Origin of the sequence: Limnothrix sp. FACHB-881 (assembly GCF_014698135.1) — a bacterium.
Taxonomy (GTDB): domain Bacteria; phylum Cyanobacteriota; class Cyanobacteriia; order CACIAM-69d; family CACIAM-69d; genus CACIAM-69d.
The window spans coordinates 56,157-77,130 of sequence record NZ_JACJSN010000008.1 but is presented as its reverse complement, the minus strand read 5'-3'; the positions used below and the strand labels follow the sequence as shown (position 1 = coordinate 77,130).

The 20,974-nt window shown below is 54.0% G+C and carries 21 protein-coding genes; 9 read left to right on the top strand and 12 right to left on the bottom strand.

Annotated elements, in window-relative coordinates; translation table 11 throughout:
- From H6G52_RS09585 to H6G52_RS09560, 6 genes are all read right to left on the bottom strand, one after another.
- Positions 1–393 (bottom strand): KGK domain-containing protein, encoded by a 393-nt coding sequence (locus H6G52_RS09585; protein ID WP_190527956.1) that lies wholly within the window; start codon positions 391–393, stop codon positions 1–3.
- A gap of 43 nt (positions 394–436) precedes the next feature.
- Positions 437–757, bottom strand: coding sequence for a KGK domain-containing protein (locus H6G52_RS09580; protein ID WP_190527955.1), 321 nt, complete (start codon positions 755–757; stop codon positions 437–439).
- Between the two features lie 224 nt (positions 758–981).
- Positions 982–1,308 carry a KGK domain-containing protein gene (locus H6G52_RS09575; RefSeq protein WP_099533710.1) on the bottom strand — a complete coding sequence of 109 codons (327 nt, stop codon included), beginning with the start codon at positions 1,306–1,308 and terminating at the stop codon, positions 982–984.
- Positions 1,309–1,385: 77 nt separating this feature from the next.
- Positions 1,386–3,779 (bottom strand): dynamin-like GTPase family protein, encoded by a 2,394-nt coding sequence (locus H6G52_RS09570; protein WP_190527953.1) that lies wholly within the window; start codon positions 3,777–3,779, stop codon positions 1,386–1,388.
- A gap of 273 nt (positions 3,780–4,052) precedes the next feature.
- Entirely contained in the window at positions 4,053–4,469 is a 417-nt protein-coding gene (locus tag H6G52_RS09565) for a hypothetical protein (protein WP_190527951.1), read from the bottom strand.
- On the bottom strand, positions 4,470–6,146 hold the full coding sequence (locus tag H6G52_RS09560) for a S8 family serine peptidase (protein ID WP_190527949.1): 1,677 nt from the start codon (positions 6,144–6,146) through the stop codon (positions 4,470–4,472).
- A 269-nt stretch (positions 6,147–6,415) separates the two neighbouring features.
- Here H6G52_RS09560 and rpe point away from each other — a divergent pair, with 269 nt between their 5' ends.
- Positions 6,416–7,114 carry a ribulose-phosphate 3-epimerase gene (rpe, locus tag H6G52_RS09555; protein ID WP_099533719.1) on the top strand — a complete coding sequence of 233 codons (699 nt, stop codon included), beginning with the start codon at positions 6,416–6,418 and terminating at the stop codon, positions 7,112–7,114.
- Positions 7,115–7,417: 303 nt separating this feature from the next.
- Here rpe and H6G52_RS09550 read toward each other — a convergent pair whose 3' ends face one another.
- A complete protein-coding gene (locus tag H6G52_RS09550) occupies positions 7,418–8,065 on the bottom strand; it encodes a response regulator transcription factor (RefSeq protein WP_099533721.1) in 648 nt (215 codons plus the stop codon).
- Positions 8,066–8,545: 480 nt separating this feature from the next.
- Positions 8,546–9,070 carry a ferredoxin gene (locus H6G52_RS09545; RefSeq protein ID WP_370567691.1) on the bottom strand — a complete coding sequence of 175 codons (525 nt, stop codon included), beginning with the start codon at positions 9,068–9,070 and terminating at the stop codon, positions 8,546–8,548.
- Between the two features lie 307 nt (positions 9,071–9,377).
- On the opposite strand from H6G52_RS09545, the gene groES reads away from it, so the two are divergent.
- The gene (gene groES, locus H6G52_RS09540; RefSeq protein ID WP_099533722.1) at positions 9,378–9,689 is read left to right on the top strand and encodes a co-chaperone GroES; all 312 of its coding nucleotides are present in this window, start codon (positions 9,378–9,380) and stop codon (positions 9,687–9,689) included.
- A gap of 172 nt (positions 9,690–9,861) precedes the next feature.
- A complete protein-coding gene (groL, locus tag H6G52_RS09535) occupies positions 9,862–11,502 on the top strand; it encodes a chaperonin GroEL (RefSeq protein ID WP_099533724.1) in 1,641 nt (546 codons plus the stop codon).
- Between the two features lie 584 nt (positions 11,503–12,086).
- On the opposite strand, the gene H6G52_RS09530 is transcribed toward groL, so the two are convergent.
- Positions 12,087–12,911: an acyl-CoA desaturase gene (locus H6G52_RS09530; RefSeq protein WP_099533726.1), complete on the bottom strand. Its 825-nt coding sequence runs from the start codon at positions 12,909–12,911 to the stop codon at positions 12,087–12,089.
- A gap of 201 nt (positions 12,912–13,112) precedes the next feature.
- Between H6G52_RS09530 and H6G52_RS09525 the strand changes: the two genes are divergently transcribed.
- The 4 genes from H6G52_RS09525 to H6G52_RS09510 all read left to right on the top strand — a co-directional run bounded on the left by H6G52_RS09525 (position 13,113) and on the right by H6G52_RS09510 (position 16,302).
- Positions 13,113–13,373: a hypothetical protein gene (locus tag H6G52_RS09525; RefSeq protein ID WP_190527947.1), complete on the top strand. Its 261-nt coding sequence runs from the start codon at positions 13,113–13,115 to the stop codon at positions 13,371–13,373.
- A gap of 49 nt (positions 13,374–13,422) precedes the next feature.
- Entirely contained in the window at positions 13,423–14,670 is a 1,248-nt protein-coding gene (locus H6G52_RS09520; protein ID WP_190354682.1) for a methionine gamma-lyase family protein, read from the top strand.
- A 333-nt stretch (positions 14,671–15,003) separates the two neighbouring features.
- Positions 15,004–15,435 carry a Fur family transcriptional regulator gene (locus tag H6G52_RS09515; protein WP_347278305.1) on the top strand — a complete coding sequence of 144 codons (432 nt, stop codon included), beginning with the start codon at positions 15,004–15,006 and terminating at the stop codon, positions 15,433–15,435.
- Positions 15,436–15,471: 36 nt separating this feature from the next.
- Positions 15,472–16,302 carry an MOSC domain-containing protein gene (locus H6G52_RS09510; protein ID WP_190527945.1) on the top strand — a complete coding sequence of 277 codons (831 nt, stop codon included), beginning with the start codon at positions 15,472–15,474 and terminating at the stop codon, positions 16,300–16,302.
- A gap of 149 nt (positions 16,303–16,451) precedes the next feature.
- Here H6G52_RS09510 and H6G52_RS09505 read toward each other — a convergent pair whose 3' ends face one another.
- Positions 16,452–17,174 carry a DJ-1/PfpI family protein gene (locus H6G52_RS09505; protein WP_190527943.1) on the bottom strand — a complete coding sequence of 241 codons (723 nt, stop codon included), beginning with the start codon at positions 17,172–17,174 and terminating at the stop codon, positions 16,452–16,454.
- A gap of 95 nt (positions 17,175–17,269) precedes the next feature.
- On the opposite strand from H6G52_RS09505, the gene H6G52_RS09500 reads away from it, so the two are divergent.
- The gene (locus H6G52_RS09500; RefSeq protein ID WP_190527941.1) at positions 17,270–17,992 is read left to right on the top strand and encodes a LuxR C-terminal-related transcriptional regulator; all 723 of its coding nucleotides are present in this window, start codon (positions 17,270–17,272) and stop codon (positions 17,990–17,992) included.
- A gap of 441 nt (positions 17,993–18,433) precedes the next feature.
- Positions 18,434–18,844 carry a hypothetical protein gene (locus H6G52_RS09495; RefSeq protein WP_099533734.1) on the top strand — a complete coding sequence of 137 codons (411 nt, stop codon included), beginning with the start codon at positions 18,434–18,436 and terminating at the stop codon, positions 18,842–18,844.
- A 16-nt stretch (positions 18,845–18,860) separates the two neighbouring features.
- Here H6G52_RS09495 and H6G52_RS09490 read toward each other — a convergent pair whose 3' ends face one another.
- On the bottom strand, positions 18,861–19,466 hold the full coding sequence (locus tag H6G52_RS09490) for a peptidoglycan-binding protein (RefSeq protein WP_190527939.1): 606 nt from the start codon (positions 19,464–19,466) through the stop codon (positions 18,861–18,863).
- A 104-nt stretch (positions 19,467–19,570) separates the two neighbouring features.
- Positions 19,571–20,770, bottom strand: coding sequence for a peptidoglycan-binding protein (locus H6G52_RS09485; RefSeq protein ID WP_190527937.1), 1,200 nt, complete (start codon positions 20,768–20,770; stop codon positions 19,571–19,573).
- Positions 20,771–20,974 lie beyond the last annotated feature (204 nt).

The window sequence follows — 20,974 nt, the reverse complement described above, 5'->3', positions numbered from 1 at the left end:
CTATTCCTCTGCCAATCGCCGAATTTCATCTAACGGAGAATCAGCCGGTTCAATGCTGGCTTCTAATAAGGGCAATTCTGGCGTTTCTGGTTCTGGTTCTGGCTCCGGTTCATCAGGACAAAACTCGATCGACAATCTCAACCGCCCCGACTGCCAACCCTTTGCTCCAAACCTTAAAGCTTCTCCCTTAATCCCTTCTATAGAAAACCATAAACGACGGTTTGAATTCCACTCAATGGTGGATATGTTATAGCCGGAATAGTGTTGCAGCGCATTGGCAATAGCCTGTAGAAATTCTTCAACCGTGGAAGTTGGAGTTTTTAAGCCAATCTGATATTTCATTTCGCATGAGATCACTTCATGTGGTTTGAGAGATGTAAATTCCTGGGGCATGGTTTTAAAAAGACCTGACTAAGGATAAGACTCCAGATCAACTTTATCCATCAGCCAATCTACGAATTTCATCTAGGGGCTGATCAGGGTTGCCAGTCAAGGACTCTACTTCGTCTGGTTCATCTGGCTCAAAAAGCAATGTTAGCCGCAGTCGTCCAGATTTCCATTTTGGTGCGCCTAGTCTTAAAACTTGGCATTTCAGTCCTTCTTCTGAGAACAAAACTCTAAGATCCCCACCAAGGCGATCATTGATAATTTTTTGAATTTCTGAGATCTGGCTAGTGGGACGATTATTGATATAGTAGCCATACTCCATCGTGACCACTTCGTTGGGCAAAAGTTCTTGCATTTTAGAAAAATCCATGATGAATAACCTCTTGAAGATTACAGTTCTACTTCTACCCTATTCCCCAGCCAGCTTACGTAGCTCAGCCAACGTCAAGTAGCTGGTAGGGTGGGCAATGCCCACCACTATTATTTAACAAAGACAACATTTATCCTCAATAATTGCTTGTTCCCAAAACATGACCAGATTTCTTCGGCACGGTCTATAGGTGGGCAATGCCCACCCTACAGGCTACTTCTACCCTATTCCCCAGCCAGCTTACGTAGCTCATCCAACGTCGAGTTGGATCCTTCGGGGTTAGTAATCTCTTCTTCTTGATCTGGATCAAGCTCAATTTCCAGAAAGAAACGCACCTTCCCTGACAGCCATTGTTTTTGACCAGGACGCAAAACCCTACAGGGAAAACCATCCGAAAAAGCAGCCTTTTCTAAGTCCTCATCGTAGGTTTCTTCCAAGTTGGCAGTCATATCCGTAGCCAAGCAAGTCGAAATTTCCACAAAGGGCAAGTTTCCATCATCCGATCGAATGACATCCTCAGCATCAAGACGATAAACAATTGGCTCAGTCATTCGCAAATGCCTCAAAAATCTTGGTTTCTGTCCCTAGACAAGATGCTCAAGCCCCTTGCTGCCAAACACGGTTGGGGTTAGGTCACTAGCTCAACGATCGGGAGTTGGTAGCGATCGCACCCCATAGATTGCAAACAAGCATCGATCGCCTCCACTGCCTGGTTATAAGTCGCAATTTGCTCCTGCAAAGCAGACTTTTGTTCAGCCAGTTGCTCCAGTTGTTCTTGGGCTTCCTTCTCGATCGTTTTCTCCAAATGGTTACGGGCGATCGTGTATTGCTGCAAAATCACTTCTTCGTATTCCACCGCCACGGGCAACAGTTGCGACTTCAGAGTTTGGCTCACCGCTTGGCGAAAGGTGCTTGTCACGGTGCGTTTGACCTTGGGGGAGAAGTCGAGTTCTAACAATTGGCGAATGGCGGGTTCTGCTTCCACCATCGGCAAAAAGTCATAGCCCACAGAAGTTTGGCGCAACACTTCCCGAAACTGATAGAGCGAAACCGAGCCTTCTTGATAGAAATCGGGACTTTCACGCACGTAGCGATCGCACTCAGTGCTCGCCTCGCTGCGGAGGGCTAATTGCACGGATTGTTCGATCGCCTTCAATCGATCTTCTAGCCCCGCATCATCTCCCACTAACCGGCATAGCTCCCGATAATAATCTTGATGGCGAATTCGATCCATCAACAATGAAAAGAGCCGCCGAATCACCCGCTCAATTTCCGCAGTTAGCACTTCTTCCAATTCATTGGCTAAGTAATAGAATGCCTCAACCAAAATTGCCAACAAAGGAGCGGTGGAATTGCGTGGATGAGCCAACGTAGCTCGCTGGTAAGCTTGCTTAACGGAAAATCCATTCAGCAGCTCGCCCATCCGTCCTTGCATTCGCACTTGTAAATTGCGGAAATCGTCTTCAAAGCTGACACATTGATTGGTGACAATCTCGTTAACTTCACGCTTTAAATGATCTGCAAAATTTTCGGCTAGGCGCTTCAGATCGGTGTTGAGTCGATCGAGCCGATTGCTTTTAATGCCTTCGAGTTCCGTGGGCTGGCTATCGAGTTCTCGGTAGCGATCGCTATACAACCGACGCAGGGCCACGCAAAGGGGCTGTAAATCATTGGCCAAAGTCGAGAAAAGTTGCGGCCGCTTTTCTTCCGTTAAATAGCGCGTGATGCCCTCTCGAAACACTTCAATACCGCTGTCATGAATCAGTTGATCCACCAGGGGTGAACCATATTCACCCAAAATCCGAACATAGTTTTCGTTTTGGCTTTCGTAGTTATTGACCGAAATCCGAAAACGATTGGCCGGTAATTTGCCAGAACTGGAGCAATAGCGATTGAATTCATAGACAAACTGCGGTGTTTCTTCGGCAATTTCTGCACTTTTGATGCTGCTGGCAAAAATGCTGTCGAGGCCGAAGCGATCGCCCGCGCTGGTTTCTCGGAGCTGGCTGCCATAGAACCCCAGCAGCCCACTGGTTTTATAGAGTCGCTGTCCATCTCGAAACTGACTGGCAATCAGGGACTCTAGGCGTTGCCGCAGTTGAACGTTGTACCAAGTTTCATCAATACGATTGAAGACGAAAAAGACCCGATCGCGAATTCCCGAATTGCTGCGCATCGCTTCCAGGAGTTCGGTTTCCTCTTTCGTCATGTCACCCGCTGCGGCTGGTTTCAGCACTGCCACCACAGCCGATGTGTCTTCATTGCTAATTTTGCTATAGGTGAGGGCAGCATCCTTTTTGATCGGGGCATCAATTCCTGGCAAATCAACCAGAACGTTGCCATCTTCCAACAACGGATGACAGCAATAATATTCCACCCGTTTGAGCACAGCGCTGTTGCTGCCCCGGCGAGCATAGGCTGCTGCATCTTTGAGGTTGGTAAAATTAAATTGCTCCATTGAGTAGGTAGCATTACTGGTGGGATGGATGCGATCGCGATTAGTCCACCAGCCTTCGATGAGCAACTTGAGGGCTTTTGCTTGTTTAGCCCGTTCAGATTTGGACTCACCGCCTTCTTTTTCGATCATTTTTTCGCAGGCGGTGAGAATCGTTGAAACGGTCTCTTCTCGGCTCAAATCAATTGCCGAAGAAACCCCCAGCCGCTCCAACAAGACCTGCACTTCTTCGTGAACTTCAGCCGCACTAGCAAAGGTCAATACAACCCGTTCCCGATCGCTCGGTGCATAGGCGATGTAGCATTCAATTCCGGTGGCATGGCCTTCAGCGCTATAGAGCAATTCCCGACCCAATAGGGCATTAATTAGCATTGATTTGCCAGCGCTGAAAGCCCCCACAAAGGCCACTTCAAAGGTCGGGGCGATCGCCTTACGCAGAGACGTATGAACTGACGTAATATCTTGATTTTGGAGTGTGGACTCCTGCTCAACCAGATGCACAATGGCTTCAACGGATTCCTGGAGATTCTGACAAGCTGCGATCTGATTGCTATCCAGTTGAGCCATGGGATTTCCAACCAATTGAGATCGGTTTAAAGATTCAGAGAATACTGGCGAGAACAAAGGCTGCTGCTTGAGTGAGCCTTTGTTCTTACAAGTGGCTGAGATTAGGATAGCGCAAAACAATACTTATCCCATTATGGGGTCGCACAATACGGTTTTTGTGAACCTTAATTAACATCCTAAACTTTAAGTGGCTGCATCAGGTTGAGAGGTACGAAAAATCGTCAAGTTGGCAGAAGTTGGGCTACCGTTTTTTGCACATCAACCCAATCGATCTCAGTCAGAATCCGGCCGATCGCCCGATCGCCCGCGGCCCGGCCCGATCGCCCAGGAGCGCCGCCGCCACACGGACACCATCAGCCCCACACAAATTAGGCAATAGGTGCTTGTCCAGGCGCTTTGCAGCAACAAAAAACTGAGGCTGGGGTTAGCGAGCTGTTCGCTGACCGTGCTGCCCACGGCCAGGCCGATCGCCCAGCCGATCGCCAACTGCACCGATCGCTTGGCCGCCACAAATTCCCGCTCATCCAAACCCGATCGCCGCAGGGCCAGCAAGGCCGGCAACCAACCGGCGATCGGCGCGTAGTAGAGATACAGCCGCAGCCGGGAGCCGATCGGGTCGAGATCCCGATCGCGCACCCCCAACTTGGTGCGATCGATCAGGGGCGGCACATCCTCGGGCGGCTGGTGCATCTAGTTGGCTCCCTTCGTCCACCAAGCGAGGGCATACTCATCACTTTGACCCACAGCCGCCTCCTTCAGGGCCACGCGCACCCGGTAGCGGCCGGTTTTGGGCACTTCACAAAACACATGCTCCACGCTGTCCACGGAGCTGATCGATCGACAGGGGTTAGTGGTGATGGCCACGGTTTCTCCTTCCGGAATCAGGTACAGATCAAAATCGCTCAGACCTTTGTTCACAAAACCTTCACCCCGATCGAACCGGCCGTTGTTGTTGCGATCGAGCAATTCCACATGGCGGCTCCAAGTGAGGGTCAAGGCCGCAAAGCTGCCGCCCTGGAGCGGTTGGGCGATCGGGTAGTCGTGAACGGCCGGTTGGTCATCCTTCAGGGCCAAGGACTGGAACGCCCAGCCCACCAAGGGCACAGCCTCGCCCGGCTGCCATTGACCCGGTGCAAACTGTTGATAGGCCCGGTAGGCGTTCAGTTGACCCGCACCAATTTGTTCATCGAGCGGAATCGTCGGATCGCTGGCGGCATCGGAATCGAGCCAGGTTTTCTCGTCTTCGCGCCACACATCCCGGGTCATGCCCAACCGGTTGCCATCTCCCGCGTCCTTGGCCTTGTCTGCGGAATTCATCAGCACCGCTTTCATCACCTGGTGGCGACGGGCATCTTTGCTCCAACGGGCTTGCTTTCCGGCAATTTGCCGCTCGGCCCATTCCTGAAGCAGGGCCACGGTGGCGGTGACATGGGGGGTGGCAAAACTCGTGCCGCTGGCATAGATCACCTGGCCGCTCAGTTCATACAGCCCCACATCGGCCCCCGGAGCCACCAGCCCGATCGACCGCCGCAACCCCGCATTGCTTTCGAAGCCCACCAAATGCCGACCAACCCCCGTGACCACGTTCCCCAGGTTGGCAAAATCCAACTTGGAAAACTGCCCCCGAAACCGCCGGGTAAAGGCCACATTGATGCCGTTAAAGGTGTCCGTGGGAATTGAAATGCCCCCATCGCCCTGATTGCCCGCAATGAGATACAGCACGTCATGGGCCCGCGCCGACCAATCCACACAAAGGGTGAGCAGGGAATTGCCATCCAACATGGCGTTCAGTCGCTGATCCTGACTGAGAGGTTCGCCAAAGCTGAAGTTAATGGCTCGCACATCGCCATGGTTTTGCAGGGCCACGGACTGGCTAGCTAAACATTCCCCAATTTGGCCATTGCCTTCGGATGGGCCCGTGGCTGCGGAATAGAGCATGGCCCCAGGAGCCACGCCCCGCGCCAATTTCCCCGATCGCCCAATCATCACCCCCGCCACACTGTGGGCATGGCCGTCCACATATTCATCGGGCCCTGGCCGCTCCTCCAAAACCAACAGGCCCGCAGTTCGAAAGTCATCCGCGTTCCCCACCGCTTTGTCGTAGCCAAAACGACCGGGCCGACCAATTTCCACTTGGCCAATGCCAATTTTGCGGCCGGTGATGTTGTAGGGCGATTGGTGCAGTCGATCGGAATCGATGCCATCGGGCCCCGTGGACAGCGGCAACAGCACGGCGGGCAAAGTGGCGCTGGCGGTCGTGGCGATCGAGCAGCCGATCGCCCCTAACAACACCAAGCGCCCAGTCCGAATCAGGGCTTGGCCGAGGCGATCGAATCGGAGGGAAAACAAATGGCGCGATCGACCCATAACTCCTCACTGATAGCTGATGAAAGCTGACCAAATTGCTGGCTCAATTAAGGCGACGAACAGATTTTGGGCGAATTTTGGACGAATCTTGGGCGAACAGATCCTGATCCTGTCTTGATCGTGGATAGATCGGGGATGCTGTTTGGGTTGTAGCGCGATCGCTCGTCAAGAAACCCTGAAAAACCTGCAAGTTTTAACAAATATTGTTCATATTCTGTTAAAACAAATACAATTTCTACCCTTGCCCGCCCCCAGAGGACGCACCCACCATGAGCCAAAAGCCCATCGTCGTCGCCCCTTCCATTCTATCCGCCGATTTCAGCCGCCTGGGTGAAGAAATTCGGGCCGTAGATGCTGCCGGTGCTGATTGGATCCACGTTGATGTCATGGATGGTCGCTTCGTGCCGAACATCACGATCGGCCCGCTGATCGTTGAAGCCGTGCGTCCTCACACCCAAAAGCCCCTCGATGTCCACCTGATGATCGTCGAGCCGGAAAAATATGTGGATGCGTTCGCCAAGGCCGGCGCTGACCACATCACGGTTCACGCGGAGCACAACGCCTCGCCCCACCTGCACCGCACCCTCGCCCAAATCAAGGAAGCCGGTGCCAAGGCTGGTGTGGTGTTGAATCCTTCGACCCCGCTGGAATTGATTGAATACACGCTGGAACTGTGCGACCTGGTGTTGATCATGAGCGTCAACCCCGGTTTTGGCGGCCAGAAGTTCATCCCCGGTGTGTTGCCGAAGATTCGCAAGCTGCGTCAAATGTGCGATGAGCGCGGTCTCGATCCTTGGATTGAGGTGGATGGCGGCCTGAAGGTGGACAACACCTGGCAAGTGCTCGAAGCGGGTGCAAACGCGATCGTGGCCGGTTCGGCAGTGTTCAACGCGCCGGATTATGCCACCGCGATCGAAGGGATCCGCAACAGCAAGAACCCCGCCACTCGCGAGCTGGCTGCGGTCTAGGATTTTTCGGGTGGCCAACGGGCTGGCGACTATTCGATCATTGCAGATTGATCGCCCGCCTAACGCCATCAATCAAGATTGCTGTAGCTAGACCATCACTCACCACTCAATCAATATCAATTGCGATGAGCGATATTAGCCAATTCAGGCGATCGCTCATCTTTTTTATTAAGGTTTCGTTTGATTTTTCGTTTGAGGTTTTGCTTTTGAGTTGTTTGCTTAAGCTGTTCACTTAGTTTTTGCTTAAGCATTTTGTCTATCGCTGATCTATTTTTTTGCTTAGTGTTTTCCTTAAGTTTTTGGTTATAACGCCATTCGAGTTTCGATCGCCCAGCGTGCCAGTTCTGTGCGGTTGCTGAGTCCCGTTTTGCCCAACATATTGCTAACGTGACTTTCGATCGTGCGTTGGCTGACGCTCATCAATTCAGCAATTTCCCGATTCGCCATGCCCCGCGCCACCAACTGCACCACCCGCGACTCCGTGGGGGTCAGTTCCACATCTTTTGGCACTTTGAATTTGGGCGATCGATCTCCCTTCGCTTGGTAACGAATTAACCGAGAAGCCTGTTTCAAAGAAGACTCGACTTGGGCCACCAATTCTTCCGGCTCAAAGGGCTTGGTCATGTAGATATCGGCCCCCGTAGTCAGCCCCTTAATTCGATCCTGGCTTTGGCCCTTTGCTGACAGCAACAGCACCGGAATCCAGTTTGTTCGTGGGTCTTGACGCACGGATTTCACCAGGCTGTAGCCATCCATTTCCGGCATCATCACATCACAGATGATCATATCTGGCAAATCTTGCTCAAGCTGTTCCAGGGCCTCGCGACCGTTGCTCGCCGGAATCACCACATATCCGTGAAATTCCAAATAATCTTTGACGAGCAAAATCAGATTTGGATCGTCATCGATGAGTAAGATTCGTTTTTGAATACCAAGATTGCTTCTTCTCATAGGAAGCGAAAAGATCTTTAGGAAGAGCGGAAGTTAGCACGATCGAGTGCGATCGCCTACCTTTTTAATCACTCAGGTTAATTTCAGTCCCGTGGAATGAGCTGCTCAAGGAGCTGCATAGCCCAAGGAACTGCATAGCCTACGGTTCGGGAATTTAAGGGGGAAATTAAATTCACCGCAATTGTTCACAACCACTTCACTGCCATTTCACCAACATTTCACCAAAACTTTGTCGCAACCCGCCGCAGAAATGCGCCGCAATCATACGACTAGGATGAACTTAGGGTCGTGGTCGCTGGGCCACGGGCAGGAAATCCGAAAAACCAACCACGGCTGGGCAAGTTAACCAGCTACGGACAGGATTGATGGGTATTTTTTTAACCTGCCTCCTAGTTTAGGGCAATGCTGGTGTTGAGTGCTACCAGTAATTTCGCTAGGCAGTCCTGATTCCCGAGTGCAACGGCTGCCCAGTTCCGCCGCTCAGGGAGCCATTTGGGGCAAAGATCGCTCAAAGAAAGCCAAGGACTGTACAACACGTCCACCCATGAGATGTTCCTGAATGATCTGCTCAATCGCTGCTGGGGTGGCGCGTCGATACCACACACCTTCGGGATAAACCAGCAGGATCGGCCCTTCCGTGCAAACCCGCAAACAGTTCGCTTTTGTCCGAAAAACCACGGAGGACGGGGAAAATTCTGAACCGGAGGGGTTGCCTGGGCCGGTTCCGTCAAGACCCAATTCTCGCAATCGCCGCTTCAGATAGTCCCAGGATTCCAAACTGGCATCCTTGGGGCAGCAAAGGGGTTTGGTTTGGTCGGCACAAATGAAAACGTGGCGTTCGATGCGATCGATTCCCAATGTCCGCACCACGGGCAGGAGCGATCGAGCCTCCTCGGTTGGGGAATTGGTTTGGGCCTCGACGGGGCAAGGGGTTAAGGCATCGGGATCGGGATCGGGTCGATCGGCCTCTGGGTTCGCAAGGGAAGAATGCAATGGGGTTGCCATGGGGCAATGCGGTGGGGCTGAGGGTGGTTGGCGAGGCGTGCCGGGCGGGGCGATCGGGATCTTTCCAAGTTACGCCCTGGTTGCCAGTTCGGGAACCCGTACAGAGGGGTCTGTTGTCAGGCCCCATGGTCTCCAGTAAATTAGCACTCGGATGGAGAGAGTGCTAAAAGTCGTTGGTCAGGCTGCGACAGACACCCTGTCAGCACCGCGCAGTCAGCACTGCACAACAACGGGTTTTCAGCCTTTCGCCTATCCGCTTCACCATTGGTCTAGCTTTTCACTTCAAACCTCTGGAGACAGATTCTGTATGGCAGCCGTATCGTTGAGCGTATCGACCGTGACTCCTTTGGGCGATCGCGTATTGGTCAAAGTCGCCGCCGCTGAAGAAAAGACCGCTGGCGGTATTCTCCTGCCCGATAACGCCAAAGAAAAGCCCCAAGTTGGCGAAGTCGTCGCTGTGGGCCCTGGCAAGCGCAACGATGATGGTAGCCGCCAAGCTCCCGAAGTCAGCACTGGTAACAAAGTTCTCTACTCCAAGTACGCTGGCACGGACATCAAGCTGGGCGGCGAAGATTACGTCCTGCTCTCTGAAAAAGACATCCTGGCGGTTGTTGGCTAATTGAGCCACGGCCCGAGCCGTCCCGATCGACCGCTGCTCTTTAAGGGCTGCTCTTCAAGGGTTGACGGTTCCTCGGCTCGATCGCCCGGTTAAATCAATGACCCAACCGGGTTAACCAGCCCAATCCTGGGTTTCGCAAAACTCCTCATCATTAATCTCCAACAGGCAGATCATGGCTAAGAAGATTATCTACAACGAAAACGCCCGTCGTGCCCTTGAGCGCGGTATGGACATCCTGGCGGAAGCCGTGGCCGTCACCTTGGGTCCCAAGGGCCGCAACGTCGTGCTCGAAAAGAAATTTGGCGCACCCCAAATCATCAACGATGGTGTGACGATCGCCAAAGAAATTGAACTGGAAGATCACGTGGAAAACACCGGCGTGGCCCTGATTCGCCAAGCCGCTTCCAAAACCAACGACGCAGCGGGCGACGGAACCACCACCGCCACCGTGTTGGCCCACGCGATCGTTAAAGAAGGTCTGCGCAACGTGGCCGCTGGTGCCAACGCCATCACCCTGAAGCGCGGTACTGAAAAGGCCGTCGCTTACCTGGTGGATCAAATCAAGGCCCACGCTCGCCAAGTCCCCGAAAACGACTCCAAAGCCATCTCGCAAGTGGCAGCCATCTCCGCCGGCAACGACGAAGAAGTTGGCCAAATGATCGCCGATGCCATGAGCAAAGTGGGCAAAGAAGGCGTGATCTCCCTGGAAGAAGGCAAGTCGATGACGACTGAGCTGGAAGTCACCGAAGGGATGCGCTTCGACAAGGGTTATATCTCGCCCTACTTTGCCACCGACACCGAGCGGATGGAAGCAGTGCTGGATAACCCCTTCATCCTGCTGACCGACAAGAAGATCACCCTGGTGCAAGACCTGGTGCCGATCCTGGAGCAAGCCGCTCGCGCTGGCAAGCCCCTGCTGATCATCGCTGAAGACATCGAGAAGGAAGCCCTGGCCACCTTGGTGGTGAACCGTCTGCGCGGCGTGCTGAACGTGGCCGCTGTGAAGGCTCCTGGCTTTGGCGATCGCCGCAAGGCCATGCTGGAAGACATCGCCATCCTCACCGGCGGTCAACTAATCACCGAAGATGCTGGCTTGAAGATCGACAGCACCAAGCTGGAGCAACTGGGTCAAGCCCGCCGGATCACGATCACCAAGGACACCACCACGATCGTGGCCGATGGCAACGAAGCCGAAGTGAAGGCCCGTTGCGAGCAAATCCGCCGTCAAATGGAAGAAACTGAATCTTCCTACGACAAGGAAAAACTGCAAGAGCGTCTGGCCAAGCTGGCTGGCGGTGTGGCAGTGGTGAAGGTTGGCGCGGCCACCGAAACCGAAATGAAGGATCGCAAGCTGCGTCTGGAAGATGCGATCAACGCCACCAAAGCGGCCGTTGAAGAAGGCATCGTGCCCGGTGGTGGTACAACCCTGGCACACTTGGCTCCTAGTCTGACCGATTGGGCAAACGCCAATCTGAAGGATGAAGAGCTGACCGGCGCACTGATCGTGGCTCGTGCCCTGACGGCTCCCCTGAAGCGGATTGCTGAAAACGCCGGTCAAAACGGCGCGGTGATCGCTGAGCGCGTGATGGAAAAAGACTTCAACGTGGGCTACAACGCTTCGAGCGGCGAATACGTAGACATGTTTGAAGCCGGGATCGTTGACCCCGCCAAGGTGACCCGCTCGGCCCTGCAAAACGCTGCCTCGATCGCGGCGATGGTGCTGACCACCGAGTGCATTGTGGTTGACAAGCCCGAACCGAAGGAAGCGGCTGGCGCTGGCGCTGGCATGGGCGGCGGCGACTTCGACTACTAAGTCTCGCCCACAACCCTTGTCCTGGGCATGGTTCAGGGAATCGTTGTAGCCGCGCATTCAAACCTGGATCTAATCTTCGCTCAAAATTAGATCCGCAAAAGATTAGATCCCGCCCTTGAGGCGGGATTTTTTTGCCAATTGGCGAACAGGCGGATCAAATAGGGGCACGGGTGCGCCCGGCAGCGGCTATTAATCTCCGGCGATCTCATGGCGGCTGGTTGAGTTCCTTTGAGGGTGGCCTCATGAACAAAACAACCCATCAACCCAATTCATGTCAACCCAATTCATGGGCAACAAAAAAGCAGCACTCCCATGGGTACTGCTTTAAGACTGAAAGCTTAATCGCGGGTTGAGTTCGACAGAAATAAACCAACCCGTCGATCAATTTGCAATTGAATGGTAGGGATTTTCAACCGTACAGCGAAAGAGGGCTAATCAACTGGTTTTAAAGATCGTTGAGTTGAAACGACTAAAGACAATTCTTGAATCAAGCTTTGAAGCTTTTGGGGCCAAGCTGGGATTGAATCAGAATTTTCCTCAAACCGTTGTCAAGCGATCGGGGCTGAACGGCCGCTCACCCCAAGTTACGATTCCGCCTTCACCAACTTGACGTTCTTCGCCAAGCCTAAGAACTGCAACAGTTGGATCGTCATCCAAGTGGCATCAATTTCCCACCAAGCCAAACCATGGCGAGCGGAGTATTGATGGGCATGGTGGTTGTTGTGCCAGCCTTCGCCGTAGGTCAGGAGCGCAACCCACCAGCAGTTGGTGGAGCGATCGCCTGAGTCTTCAAAGGTGCGATAGCCAAACTTGTGGGTGGCGCTGTTCACCAGCCAAGTGCAATGCCACAGGGAAACCATCCGCACGCAGATGCCCCAGAGCACAAACGACCATCCACCCATCAGGTACAGAATGGCGGCGAGGGGAATTTGCAGCAGCAGGAAGTAACGATCGAGAAATTTATAGAAAGGATCGTCGCCGATATCCTTGGTAAAGCGGGGAATTTCGCTTTCGGCGGGCACTTCGTACATCATCCAACCGATGTGGCTCCAGAGGAAACCCTTGGTCGAATCATGATGATCCGGATCCGTGTCCGAATGCAGGTGGTGGTGGCGGTGCAAACCAACCCACCAAATGGGGCCACCTTGGCAGGAGAGCGTTCCACAGAACACGAAGAAGTACTCCAACCACTTGGGAACCTCGAAACTGCGGTGGGTGACGAGGCGATGCCACCCAAGGGTAATTCCGAGGCCGCCCGTCACCCAGTGGAGGAAGATCATCAGGCCAACGGCTGCCCAGCTAAAGTTTTGCGGCAGAAATGCCACGACGGCTGCGATGTGCATCGCCGTCATAAAGATAATTACGCCCCAGTCTGGGCGCAAGTTCTGTGCGGACGTTGCGGCAGTCATTCAATTACCTATGTCATCGATGCGCTAAATCAGCGTATCATTTCCTATTTGAATTTCTTCACAATGGACTGAGCATCCAGTTTGACCGAAATTCAGCTTTGACCGAAATTCAGCGGTGGTGTGGGTTGGCGCTGCGAAATCTAGGAATCGGCAGCAGCCGCAGAGGGGCGGCTTGATCGCGATCGGGGGTTTAGGGAATTTTTGGGATCGCGAAACCTTTCGATCGCGATCGAGCCGGGGATCAACGCCAGTCTAAGTCAGGAATCCCTGAAAACATTGGGGATCACGGGCGATCAACCTGCTCAGATTGGTCGTGTTTTGACCTTGATCAGTGCATCTTTGCCCCTCAATTTTGGGTTGTTGGTGATCTCGATTGAGCACCGGAGCGGTATTTTGGAAAGCTTGCCTAATTTTGGCAATTTTTTGGGCGCAATTACGAAAATTCAAGCCATTTGGGGTTAGTTCGGTCATGGGGATTCAGATGGATCAGGCCACCAAGGGCGGTGTCACGGTGGATGCGGCCGCGGTGGTGCAACAAGCGGTGGAGGAGTTGGGGCCCCGATTCGGGCAAATCGATCGCGCGGTGCAGGCCAAGCTGAAGCGTGTGTTGGATGCGTTTCGGGCGGAACGAGTGGGGGCCCACCATTTTGCGGGGGTTTCGGGCTATGGCCACGATGATTTGGGTCGGGACACGCTCGATCGAGTCATGGCCCGGGCCCTCCAGGCCGAAGCCGCGATCGTGCGAGTGCAAATTGTGTCGGGAACCCACGCGATCGCCTGTGCCCTCTTTGGAGTGCTGCGGCCCGGCGATGAGCTGCTGTCCGTGGCCGGCAAACCCTACGACACCCTCGAAGAGGTGATTGGCAAGCGGGGCAGCGGTCAGGGATCCCTGATGGATTTTGGGATCACCTACCGGGAATTGGATTTGACTCCGGCCGGGACGATCGATTGGGAAGCCCTGGCCCAAGCAATCCGTCCAGAAACAAAGATGGTCACGATCCAGCGATCCTGTGGCTATGACTGGCGACCCAGCCTCTCCGTTGCTGACATTGGCCGGATCGTGGCGATCGTGAAGGCCCAGAATCCGAACACGATTTGCTTTGTGGACAACTGCTACGGCGAATTTGTGGAAGACAACGAACCGACCGCCGTGGGCGCAGACCTGATGGCCGGCTCCTTGATCAAAAACCCCGGCGGCACGATCGTCACCGCTGGCGGCTATGTGGCCGGCCGGGCTGATCTTGTGGAGCAAGCGGCCTGTCGGTTAACGGCTCCCGGCATTGGTTCCGAGGGCGGGGCGGCCTTCGACCAACACCGACTGCTCTATCAGGGTTTGTTCTTGGCTCCCCAAATGGTGGGAGAAGCGCTCAAGTGCAATTACCTGGCAGCGCGGGTGTTTGCCAACCTGGGCTATCCGGTGAATCCAGCTCCGGACGCAGCCCAAAGCGACATCATCCAGGCCCTGAAGCTGGGCAGTGCCGAAAAGGTAATTGCCTTTTGCCGGGCAGTGCAACAGGCCTCCCCGATCGATTCCTACGTGGATCCCGTGCCGGCCGTGATGCCCGGTTATGAAGATCAAGTGGTGATGGCTGGGGGCACCTTCATTGAAGGCAGCACCTCAGAGCTGTCGGCCGATGGGCCCTTGCGCGCGCCCTATGTGGCCTATTTCCAAGGGGGAACCCACTGGACTCACGCGGCGATCGCCCTGGAAACGGCCGTGGCGGCGATCGGCCCCGCAGGCAGTGCCCTGGAGTCTTAACCACCAGTGATTTGGCTCAATGGGCGGTTTAATCAGCAGCGCGATCAACTGAACCGCCCAGACAGTCCATGGGAGCATTCCATTCGCACCAAACCCTTGTTTCCAAGAGGTGCGCTAAAATCAAATCAGTCCGGGTATGAGATAGCCCCCTGATGTGGTAAAGGCTCGCAACAACGCCAGCCCCGATCGCCCATCTCCCAGCGGTTTACACCCCTGACAGCCACCCCCGGCATCGAACGGCCCGCCGCTGTCAAGAGACCGTCCGCGCTCTCGCCCGTCCCTGAACCTGCCCTCAAACCCAGTTGTCTAACCCGTTCTGCTGAGAAGCCGCCCGTGAAACCCATTCGATCGCTTGATGATGCCCTAGAACGCTGCCAAACCCTGGGAATGCGCGTCAGTCGCCAGCGCCGCTTCATCTTGGAACTGCTATGGGACGATCAGGAGCACCTATCGGCACGGGAAATTTATGACCGACTGAATCGGCGGGGCAAAGACATTGGCCACACCTCGGTTTACCAAAACCTGGAAGCCTTGGCCCGTAACGGCATTGTGGAATGTATCGATCGGGCTGATGGTCGTCTGTACGGCAACATTAGCGACCCCCACAGCCACATCAACTGCCTAGACAGCGGCCGAATTGTTGACGTGCATGTGACCCTGCCACCGGAGCTGATTGCCCAAATCGAGGCCCAAACGGGGGTCAAGATCGCTGACTATCGGATCGATTTTTACGGCTACGATCAGCAGTCTGCCCAGGCCAGCTAGTGCCAGTTGACCCATCGATCACCCCTCTACTCCCCCATGTCCACCCACCCGAGGCTGGCCCGCATCACCCTGTTTCCGATCAAGTCCCTGGATGGTGTCGCGGTCGATCGGGTCGCCCTGACGGTGGCTGGATCCTTAGTGGGCGATCGGGAATTTGCCCTGCTCGATGCCCAAGGCAAGTTCATTAACGGCAAGCGCAACGCCGCCATTCACCACATTCGATCGACCTTTGACCTAGCCCAACGTCTCGTCACCCTGCGCTTACAAGCAGGCTCTCAAGCCGCCGCCACCTTCCATTTAGATCGCGATCGGGAAGCATTAGCCACCTGGTTCAGCGACTACTTTCAGCAACCGGTCACCATTGCCCACAACCACGAGGCCGGCTTTCCCGATGATCCGGCCGCTTGGGGCCCCACCTTGATTAGCACAGGATCGATCGCAACGGTGGCCAGTTGGTTTCCAGATTTGACCGTCGCGGAACTGCGCGATCGGCTGCGAACCAACCTGGAAATTGACGAGGTGGAGCCTTTTTGGGAAGAACAGCTCTACAGCACCGCTGGCAACGGGATCCCGTTTCAAATTGGCGCAGTGCCATTTCTGGGCACGAATCCCTGTCAACGCTGCATTGTCCCCACCCGAAACAGCCAAACCGGCGAACCCACGGCTCAATTTCAAAAAACCTTCATGGCCCAGCGCCAAATCACCCTGCCACCTTGGGCCGAGCGATCGCGTTTTAATCACTTCTACCGCTTGGCCATCAATACCCAAGTTCCGGCGATCGACCCCAATTCTGCCTCTGTCAACAAAGAATCTAGGATGTTGCAAGTGGGCGATCGGTTAACGCTCGCGTCGGATTCAATTGATTGATGATTGAGTTAAGCCTTTGCCTCGCTTAACAAGTACGGTGAGGGCTTGCAGTGCTTGCATCACCCAGGCTCATGACGTACCTATCATTTGAGGTAAAGGCTGTAATTCAGTCACATTGATGATGAGACCCAAATTCGTTGAGCAACGGGTTACTGTAATTCAGTCACATTGGTGGTAAAGCTCAAATTCGTTGAGTGACGAGTTACTGATTTTGCCAGTGCCAAATTCGACAACTCCTGCATAAACAACTGTGCTTTATCGACCAACTCAGCCCCTGCTTTTTCAGGCGAACCAGTATTAAATGGTGGAGCGGGATTGTACTCTAGCAATAGTTGGATAATTTTGGCGATTTCCTCACCATAAAGGATGCTAGCGATCATTAAGCCAAAATCGATTCCAGCCGTCACGCCTCCACCCGTAATGCGATTGCGATCAATCTCAACCCGCTCAGTACTGACCTCAACACCTAACTGGGCGAGTTGTTCGCGTGCTGCCCAGTGAGTTGCTGCCCGATAGCCTTCGAGCAACCCTGCCTTCGCCAAAAGTATCGATCCGCCGCAGACAGAGGTAATGAATTTGGCAGTACAGCCTTGTGCTCGTAAAAACGCCAGTATCTCTGGATCGTCTTCTATCGCCGCCATTCCCAAACCACCACCGATGCAAATAACATCTAGGCGCGGACAATTCTCAAAAGTAGTATCGGGTAAAACCATCATCCCGTCATCAGTTTCAACGGGATCGAGTGTCTTCCATATTCGATGAATTTGTACATTAGGAAGCCCACTAAGAACTTGTTGTGGCCCAAGAATATCCAGCGATGTCATGCCAGGATAAAATGCCAAACCAATAATGCATTTTTGTGGGTCGGTCATGAATTCATTTCCTTTGGTTGCACTTGAATTTTCTCCTATACTAGAGTCAGCAACCAAACTGGGATAGTCCCCGATCGAGTACTCTTTTCACCATCATGACCATTTCCTTAAAGCTTTTATTTGAAGAGATTCACAAAGCAAAGGATGAAGATAGCTTACAATCACAACTTGCTCCAAAAATTGGGAATTATTTTGCTGCTAAGCGCTCTGGGATATTTTTCTTCGATCAGCTTTTAGCCGATCAAAAGTTTCAAGCTATTCTGAACGTCGCCCTATCTCTTGAACATAATCCTGTGGCGCGTTACATCGCGGAACGTCATACACCCGTTCATGAAGGGTTAGTAACCATACCTAAGACTTGGAAATTAATCTGTCCGCGGTCAGATCACTGGCATGTGATGGCGGGACCAATTATTGATCGTGGTCAAGTAGTCGGCTCCGTGGGATGTACTCGTGAAAGATCAATGTCTGCTTTTGATACTCAAGACTTAGCTGATATGAGTGCCATTTGTTTGCACTTATCTGCTTGGACTGCAAGGGTACGAATCATACGAAGTACAACTTTGCAACCTCAACATCAATCATTCAGTAGCAATCGACTAACGCCGCGTGAGTTGCAGATTGCCAATTTGGTAGCTTTAGGACGAACCAATGCACAGATTGGGAGTGAACTTTGGATTACAGAAAATTCTGTCAAGCAGGCTTTGAAGAGAATGTTTCGTAAGCTAAAAGTTTCATCGCGCGCGGAAATGATTGCACAGCTTTCCGCAACAAAACACCATCTGTCGAGTTTGGAATTAGTTAATAAGCACCAGTAACTTTCGGCTGATGCCCTATTGATCGGCAGCGTAACTATATATTTCACTTCGAGCAAGGGACAACTTTCTTGAGCAGAGTTTTATCAAAAAAATGTAGTCTACTCTTAGTTTTTGGGTGCTCTTTCACATTTGCACAATAGCAATACCATTCAAGGGATTTTTATTGCAATTAGAGTCATGCGAGCATTACTGTCCCCCGCACCGCTCAATTGATAGTCTTTATCTGAAGCAAGTTAGAGGCTGTAATTAATAATCAATCAATTAATTAATTCAAGTGAAATTTGGAAGCGTAAATTGAAATTTTGATCGGGATTTTGAGTTGCAATCTTGGATCACAATGATCAGGTGCTCGACCCTAGGCGATCCACAACATCCACAAGACCCGTAAAATCAGCAAGATCATCTCCCAAATTATCCAATTCGCACCCCCGTAACGGCCCTATGGAACATGGTTTGATGTGGCTGCCCCTCCTGGGGCTGTTTATTGGTCTCGCCTATGCCGGTTGGAATGAATACCAACGGCTAGAGGCTTACAAAATTTGGGCAAAAGGGTTCGATCGCGCCAAATACGACATTTACGCCGTCTTGGGCCAAAAGGGTCGTGAATTGGTTTGGGGCATTCCCAACCGCAAGGGGCCGATCGAGGTGCAACGGCTTTCCCTGGAGCAAGTGCAGGGCGTGGTGCTCATGGCCGATGGCCAGGCGATCAACCCCGAGAAATATCCCACTCAAGCCAAGCAGGTGATTTTGGAGCTGGTGCGCAAGGACAGCGGCCCAGCCATGAAGATTCCCTTCACCCAAATTGATATCGCGGCCCAATGGGCGATCGCCCTGGAACGGGATTTGGGTTAGGGCGATCGCGTCAAACCTAGCCCAGCAGACCCAGAGCCGCCTTGGTGCGCGGCCCGGCTACCCCGTCAGGAACTAAGCCAGAGTCCCGTTGGAATCGCTTGACCGCCGCTTCGGTGATCGGGCCGTAATACCCCGTGACCCGGAAGCGGAAATAGCCCAAGTCTTTCAGCCGCTGTTGCAAACGACTGGTGTTGACGTTGCGACCGCCCACACAGCTATAGCAGGGGCCGGCTCCCGCGCCCCATCCGCCGCTATTGCGAAGATAAGGGGGGCGGTAAACGTAGCTGCTGATGGTTTTGAAGGTGGGGCAAGGGCGAACGGTGATGGGTGGCAGGGGCTTGGTGACGGGGCGATCGGGATTGACGAAGGCGGGGCCGTCGCCCACGCCGCCGCCACCGCCACCACTGCGGAGGGTTTCACCCGCACGCTCAGCGGCCAGGGCTGGGCCGATCGCCGCACCCAGAATGCTGACGGTCAACAGCAGCGACAAAAAGCGCAACCAACCTTGGGACGACAGCCGCTCCCAGGCGATCACCCGACTGAGGGCCGCTTCTAGGGACGGGAGTTCCAGGAAATCAGACCGGTAGGCCGCTGCCAAGTGGGGATAGCCAAGACTTTCCATAGATAATTTGCCAAACCTAAGAATCCAAAGAATCCGAACCTAAGCAATCCGAAGCGTCCGCAACCGGGGGCACAGACTCAACTGCAATTAGAATCACTACTGAATCACTGCCAGCCGCCATAGCCAGAGCCACAGATTCGCACGCAACAGGGATTATAAACAGGCTGCCAACTGGAATCGGTCGCGGGTCGCACCCAGTTTCGGGCCCGGCGCACATGGCGCTTCACGGGCAAATAGGGAGAGCCTCGGCGGCCGGAAACGGGCACGGTGGCCAGGGCATTGACCGTGGTTGCATCCACGTAGCCGGTGGCGGGAATGCGACGCGATCGCTGGAAGGCAACCAGGGCCGTTTGGGTGACTTTGCCAAAATGACCCGTATTGGTGCGCGATTTTTGGAAGCCCAGGGTGCGCAGCTTGCCTTGGAGGGTGGCCACGCGATCGCTCGTTTCGCCCCCATAGATTGGCGCGGTCAGGGTTCCATAACTTCCTGTGTTGACCTCGGAGCTGGGGCGAGCGCTCGGGGGCAGCACCACCGGAGCCACGGGGCGCGGACGGTTAATCACCGGCTGCCAACCACCCGGCTGATTCCCCCGATCGTTCGTGTTGCCCGTGTCGCCGCGGCCGTCCGATCGCCAAGGGTTGCGCGGCTCCACCGTTTCCGCATCAAGCTTGGCTTGGGTTTCTAAATCCAATACGCCGGTTCCTGGCAATCGGTGCTGGGCCTGATAGGTCAACAGGGCGGTGCGGGTGGCTTCGTCAAAGGTTCCAGTCACCAACAGGGGCAGGTTAAAGGTGCTGGCCTGTCGCAGTCGCCATTGCAGAACTTGCACCGAAGGGCCCTGGTCGCCGCGCACCAAGTAGGGGGCGGGCGTTTGGCGGGCGGGCGCACCATTGGCCGCCATCAACATCATGGTGCTGGTGCGATCGAGCACGCCCGTGGGGGTGAGCTTGCCGGTGCGCCGTTGGTAATTGCGCAGGGCCAGTTCCGTGGCGCTGTCAAACTCAGCGGTGATCGGCACTTCCAGCCCAGCCCCCTTGAGCAGTTGCTGAAGATTTTGAACCGCCAAGCCCCGATCGCCAAATCGCAGGCTGTTATAGGCCTGGGCCCCTTCGGCCAGAAATGGCCAAGACAACACCCCAAGGGCGATCGCCCCCAGAAGCATTCGGCCCGAGGTGATTCGATTGAGCTGCCCCGTGGCCCGATCGATGACCTGATCAGCTCCCTGATTTTGGTCTTCCAGGTGTTCCGGGGCATCCAGCGCCTCTAACGCCAGGGCATAGTGCAAATAGGCCCAGCTTTCCATAGCAAGCTCATCAAAAGTGGATTGAGTTCTTAAACTGAATTCTTGACTCTGACTGGAGTGCTAAGCGACTCAAATTTTTTTCATTCAACCGCGATCGATTGAACAGCGATTGGTTGAACGGCGATCGGGAATGGGTGAACGTTGGTTGCAGAATCATCCATTCCCGTTGTACTGGAGAACAGACCTCAGACACAAGGTGGGAGC

Bases quoted from the DNA above. Each gene is read 5' to 3' on its own strand.
- H6G52_RS09575 (WP_099533710.1), bottom strand. From the start codon at position 1,308: ATGACTGAGCCAATTGTTTATCGTCTTGATGCTGAGGATGTCATTCGA.
- H6G52_RS09570 (WP_190527953.1), bottom strand. From the start codon at position 3,779: ATGGCTCAACTGGATAGCAATCAGATCGCAGCTTGTCAGAATCTCCAG.
- rpe (WP_099533719.1), top strand. From the start codon at position 6,416: ATGAGCCAAAAGCCCATCGTCGTCGCCCCTTCCATTCTATCCGCCGAT.
- H6G52_RS09565 (WP_190527951.1), bottom strand. From the start codon at position 4,469: ATGCACCAGCCGCCCGAGGATGTGCCGCCCCTGATCGATCGCACCAAG.
- H6G52_RS09580 (WP_190527955.1), bottom strand. From the start codon at position 757: ATGGATTTTTCTAAAATGCAAGAACTTTTGCCCAACGAAGTGGTCACG.
- H6G52_RS09585 (WP_190527956.1), bottom strand. From the start codon at position 393: ATGCCCCAGGAATTTACATCTCTCAAACCACATGAAGTGATCTCATGC.
- H6G52_RS09490 (WP_190527939.1), bottom strand. From the start codon at position 19,466: ATGGAAAGTCTTGGCTATCCCCACTTGGCAGCGGCCTACCGGTCTGAT.
- H6G52_RS09550 (WP_099533721.1), bottom strand. From the start codon at position 8,065: ATGAGAAGAAGCAATCTTGGTATTCAAAAACGAATCTTACTCATCGAT.
- H6G52_RS09485 (WP_190527937.1), bottom strand. From the start codon at position 20,770: ATGGAAAGCTGGGCCTATTTGCACTATGCCCTGGCGTTAGAGGCGCTG.
- groES (WP_099533722.1), top strand. From the start codon at position 9,378: ATGGCAGCCGTATCGTTGAGCGTATCGACCGTGACTCCTTTGGGCGAT.
- groL (WP_099533724.1), top strand. From the start codon at position 9,862: ATGGCTAAGAAGATTATCTACAACGAAAACGCCCGTCGTGCCCTTGAG.
- H6G52_RS09500 (WP_190527941.1), top strand. From the start codon at position 17,270: ATGACCATTTCCTTAAAGCTTTTATTTGAAGAGATTCACAAAGCAAAG.
- H6G52_RS09530 (WP_099533726.1), bottom strand. From the start codon at position 12,911: ATGACTGCCGCAACGTCCGCACAGAACTTGCGCCCAGACTGGGGCGTA.
- H6G52_RS09495 (WP_099533734.1), top strand. From the start codon at position 18,434: ATGGAACATGGTTTGATGTGGCTGCCCCTCCTGGGGCTGTTTATTGGT.
- H6G52_RS09505 (WP_190527943.1), bottom strand. From the start codon at position 17,174: ATGACCGACCCACAAAAATGCATTATTGGTTTGGCATTTTATCCTGGC.
- H6G52_RS09560 (WP_190527949.1), bottom strand. From the start codon at position 6,146: ATGGGTCGATCGCGCCATTTGTTTTCCCTCCGATTCGATCGCCTCGGC.
- H6G52_RS09510 (WP_190527945.1), top strand. From the start codon at position 15,472: ATGTCCACCCACCCGAGGCTGGCCCGCATCACCCTGTTTCCGATCAAG.
- H6G52_RS09545 (WP_370567691.1), bottom strand. From the start codon at position 9,070: ATGGCAACCCCATTGCATTCTTCCCTTGCGAACCCAGAGGCCGATCGA.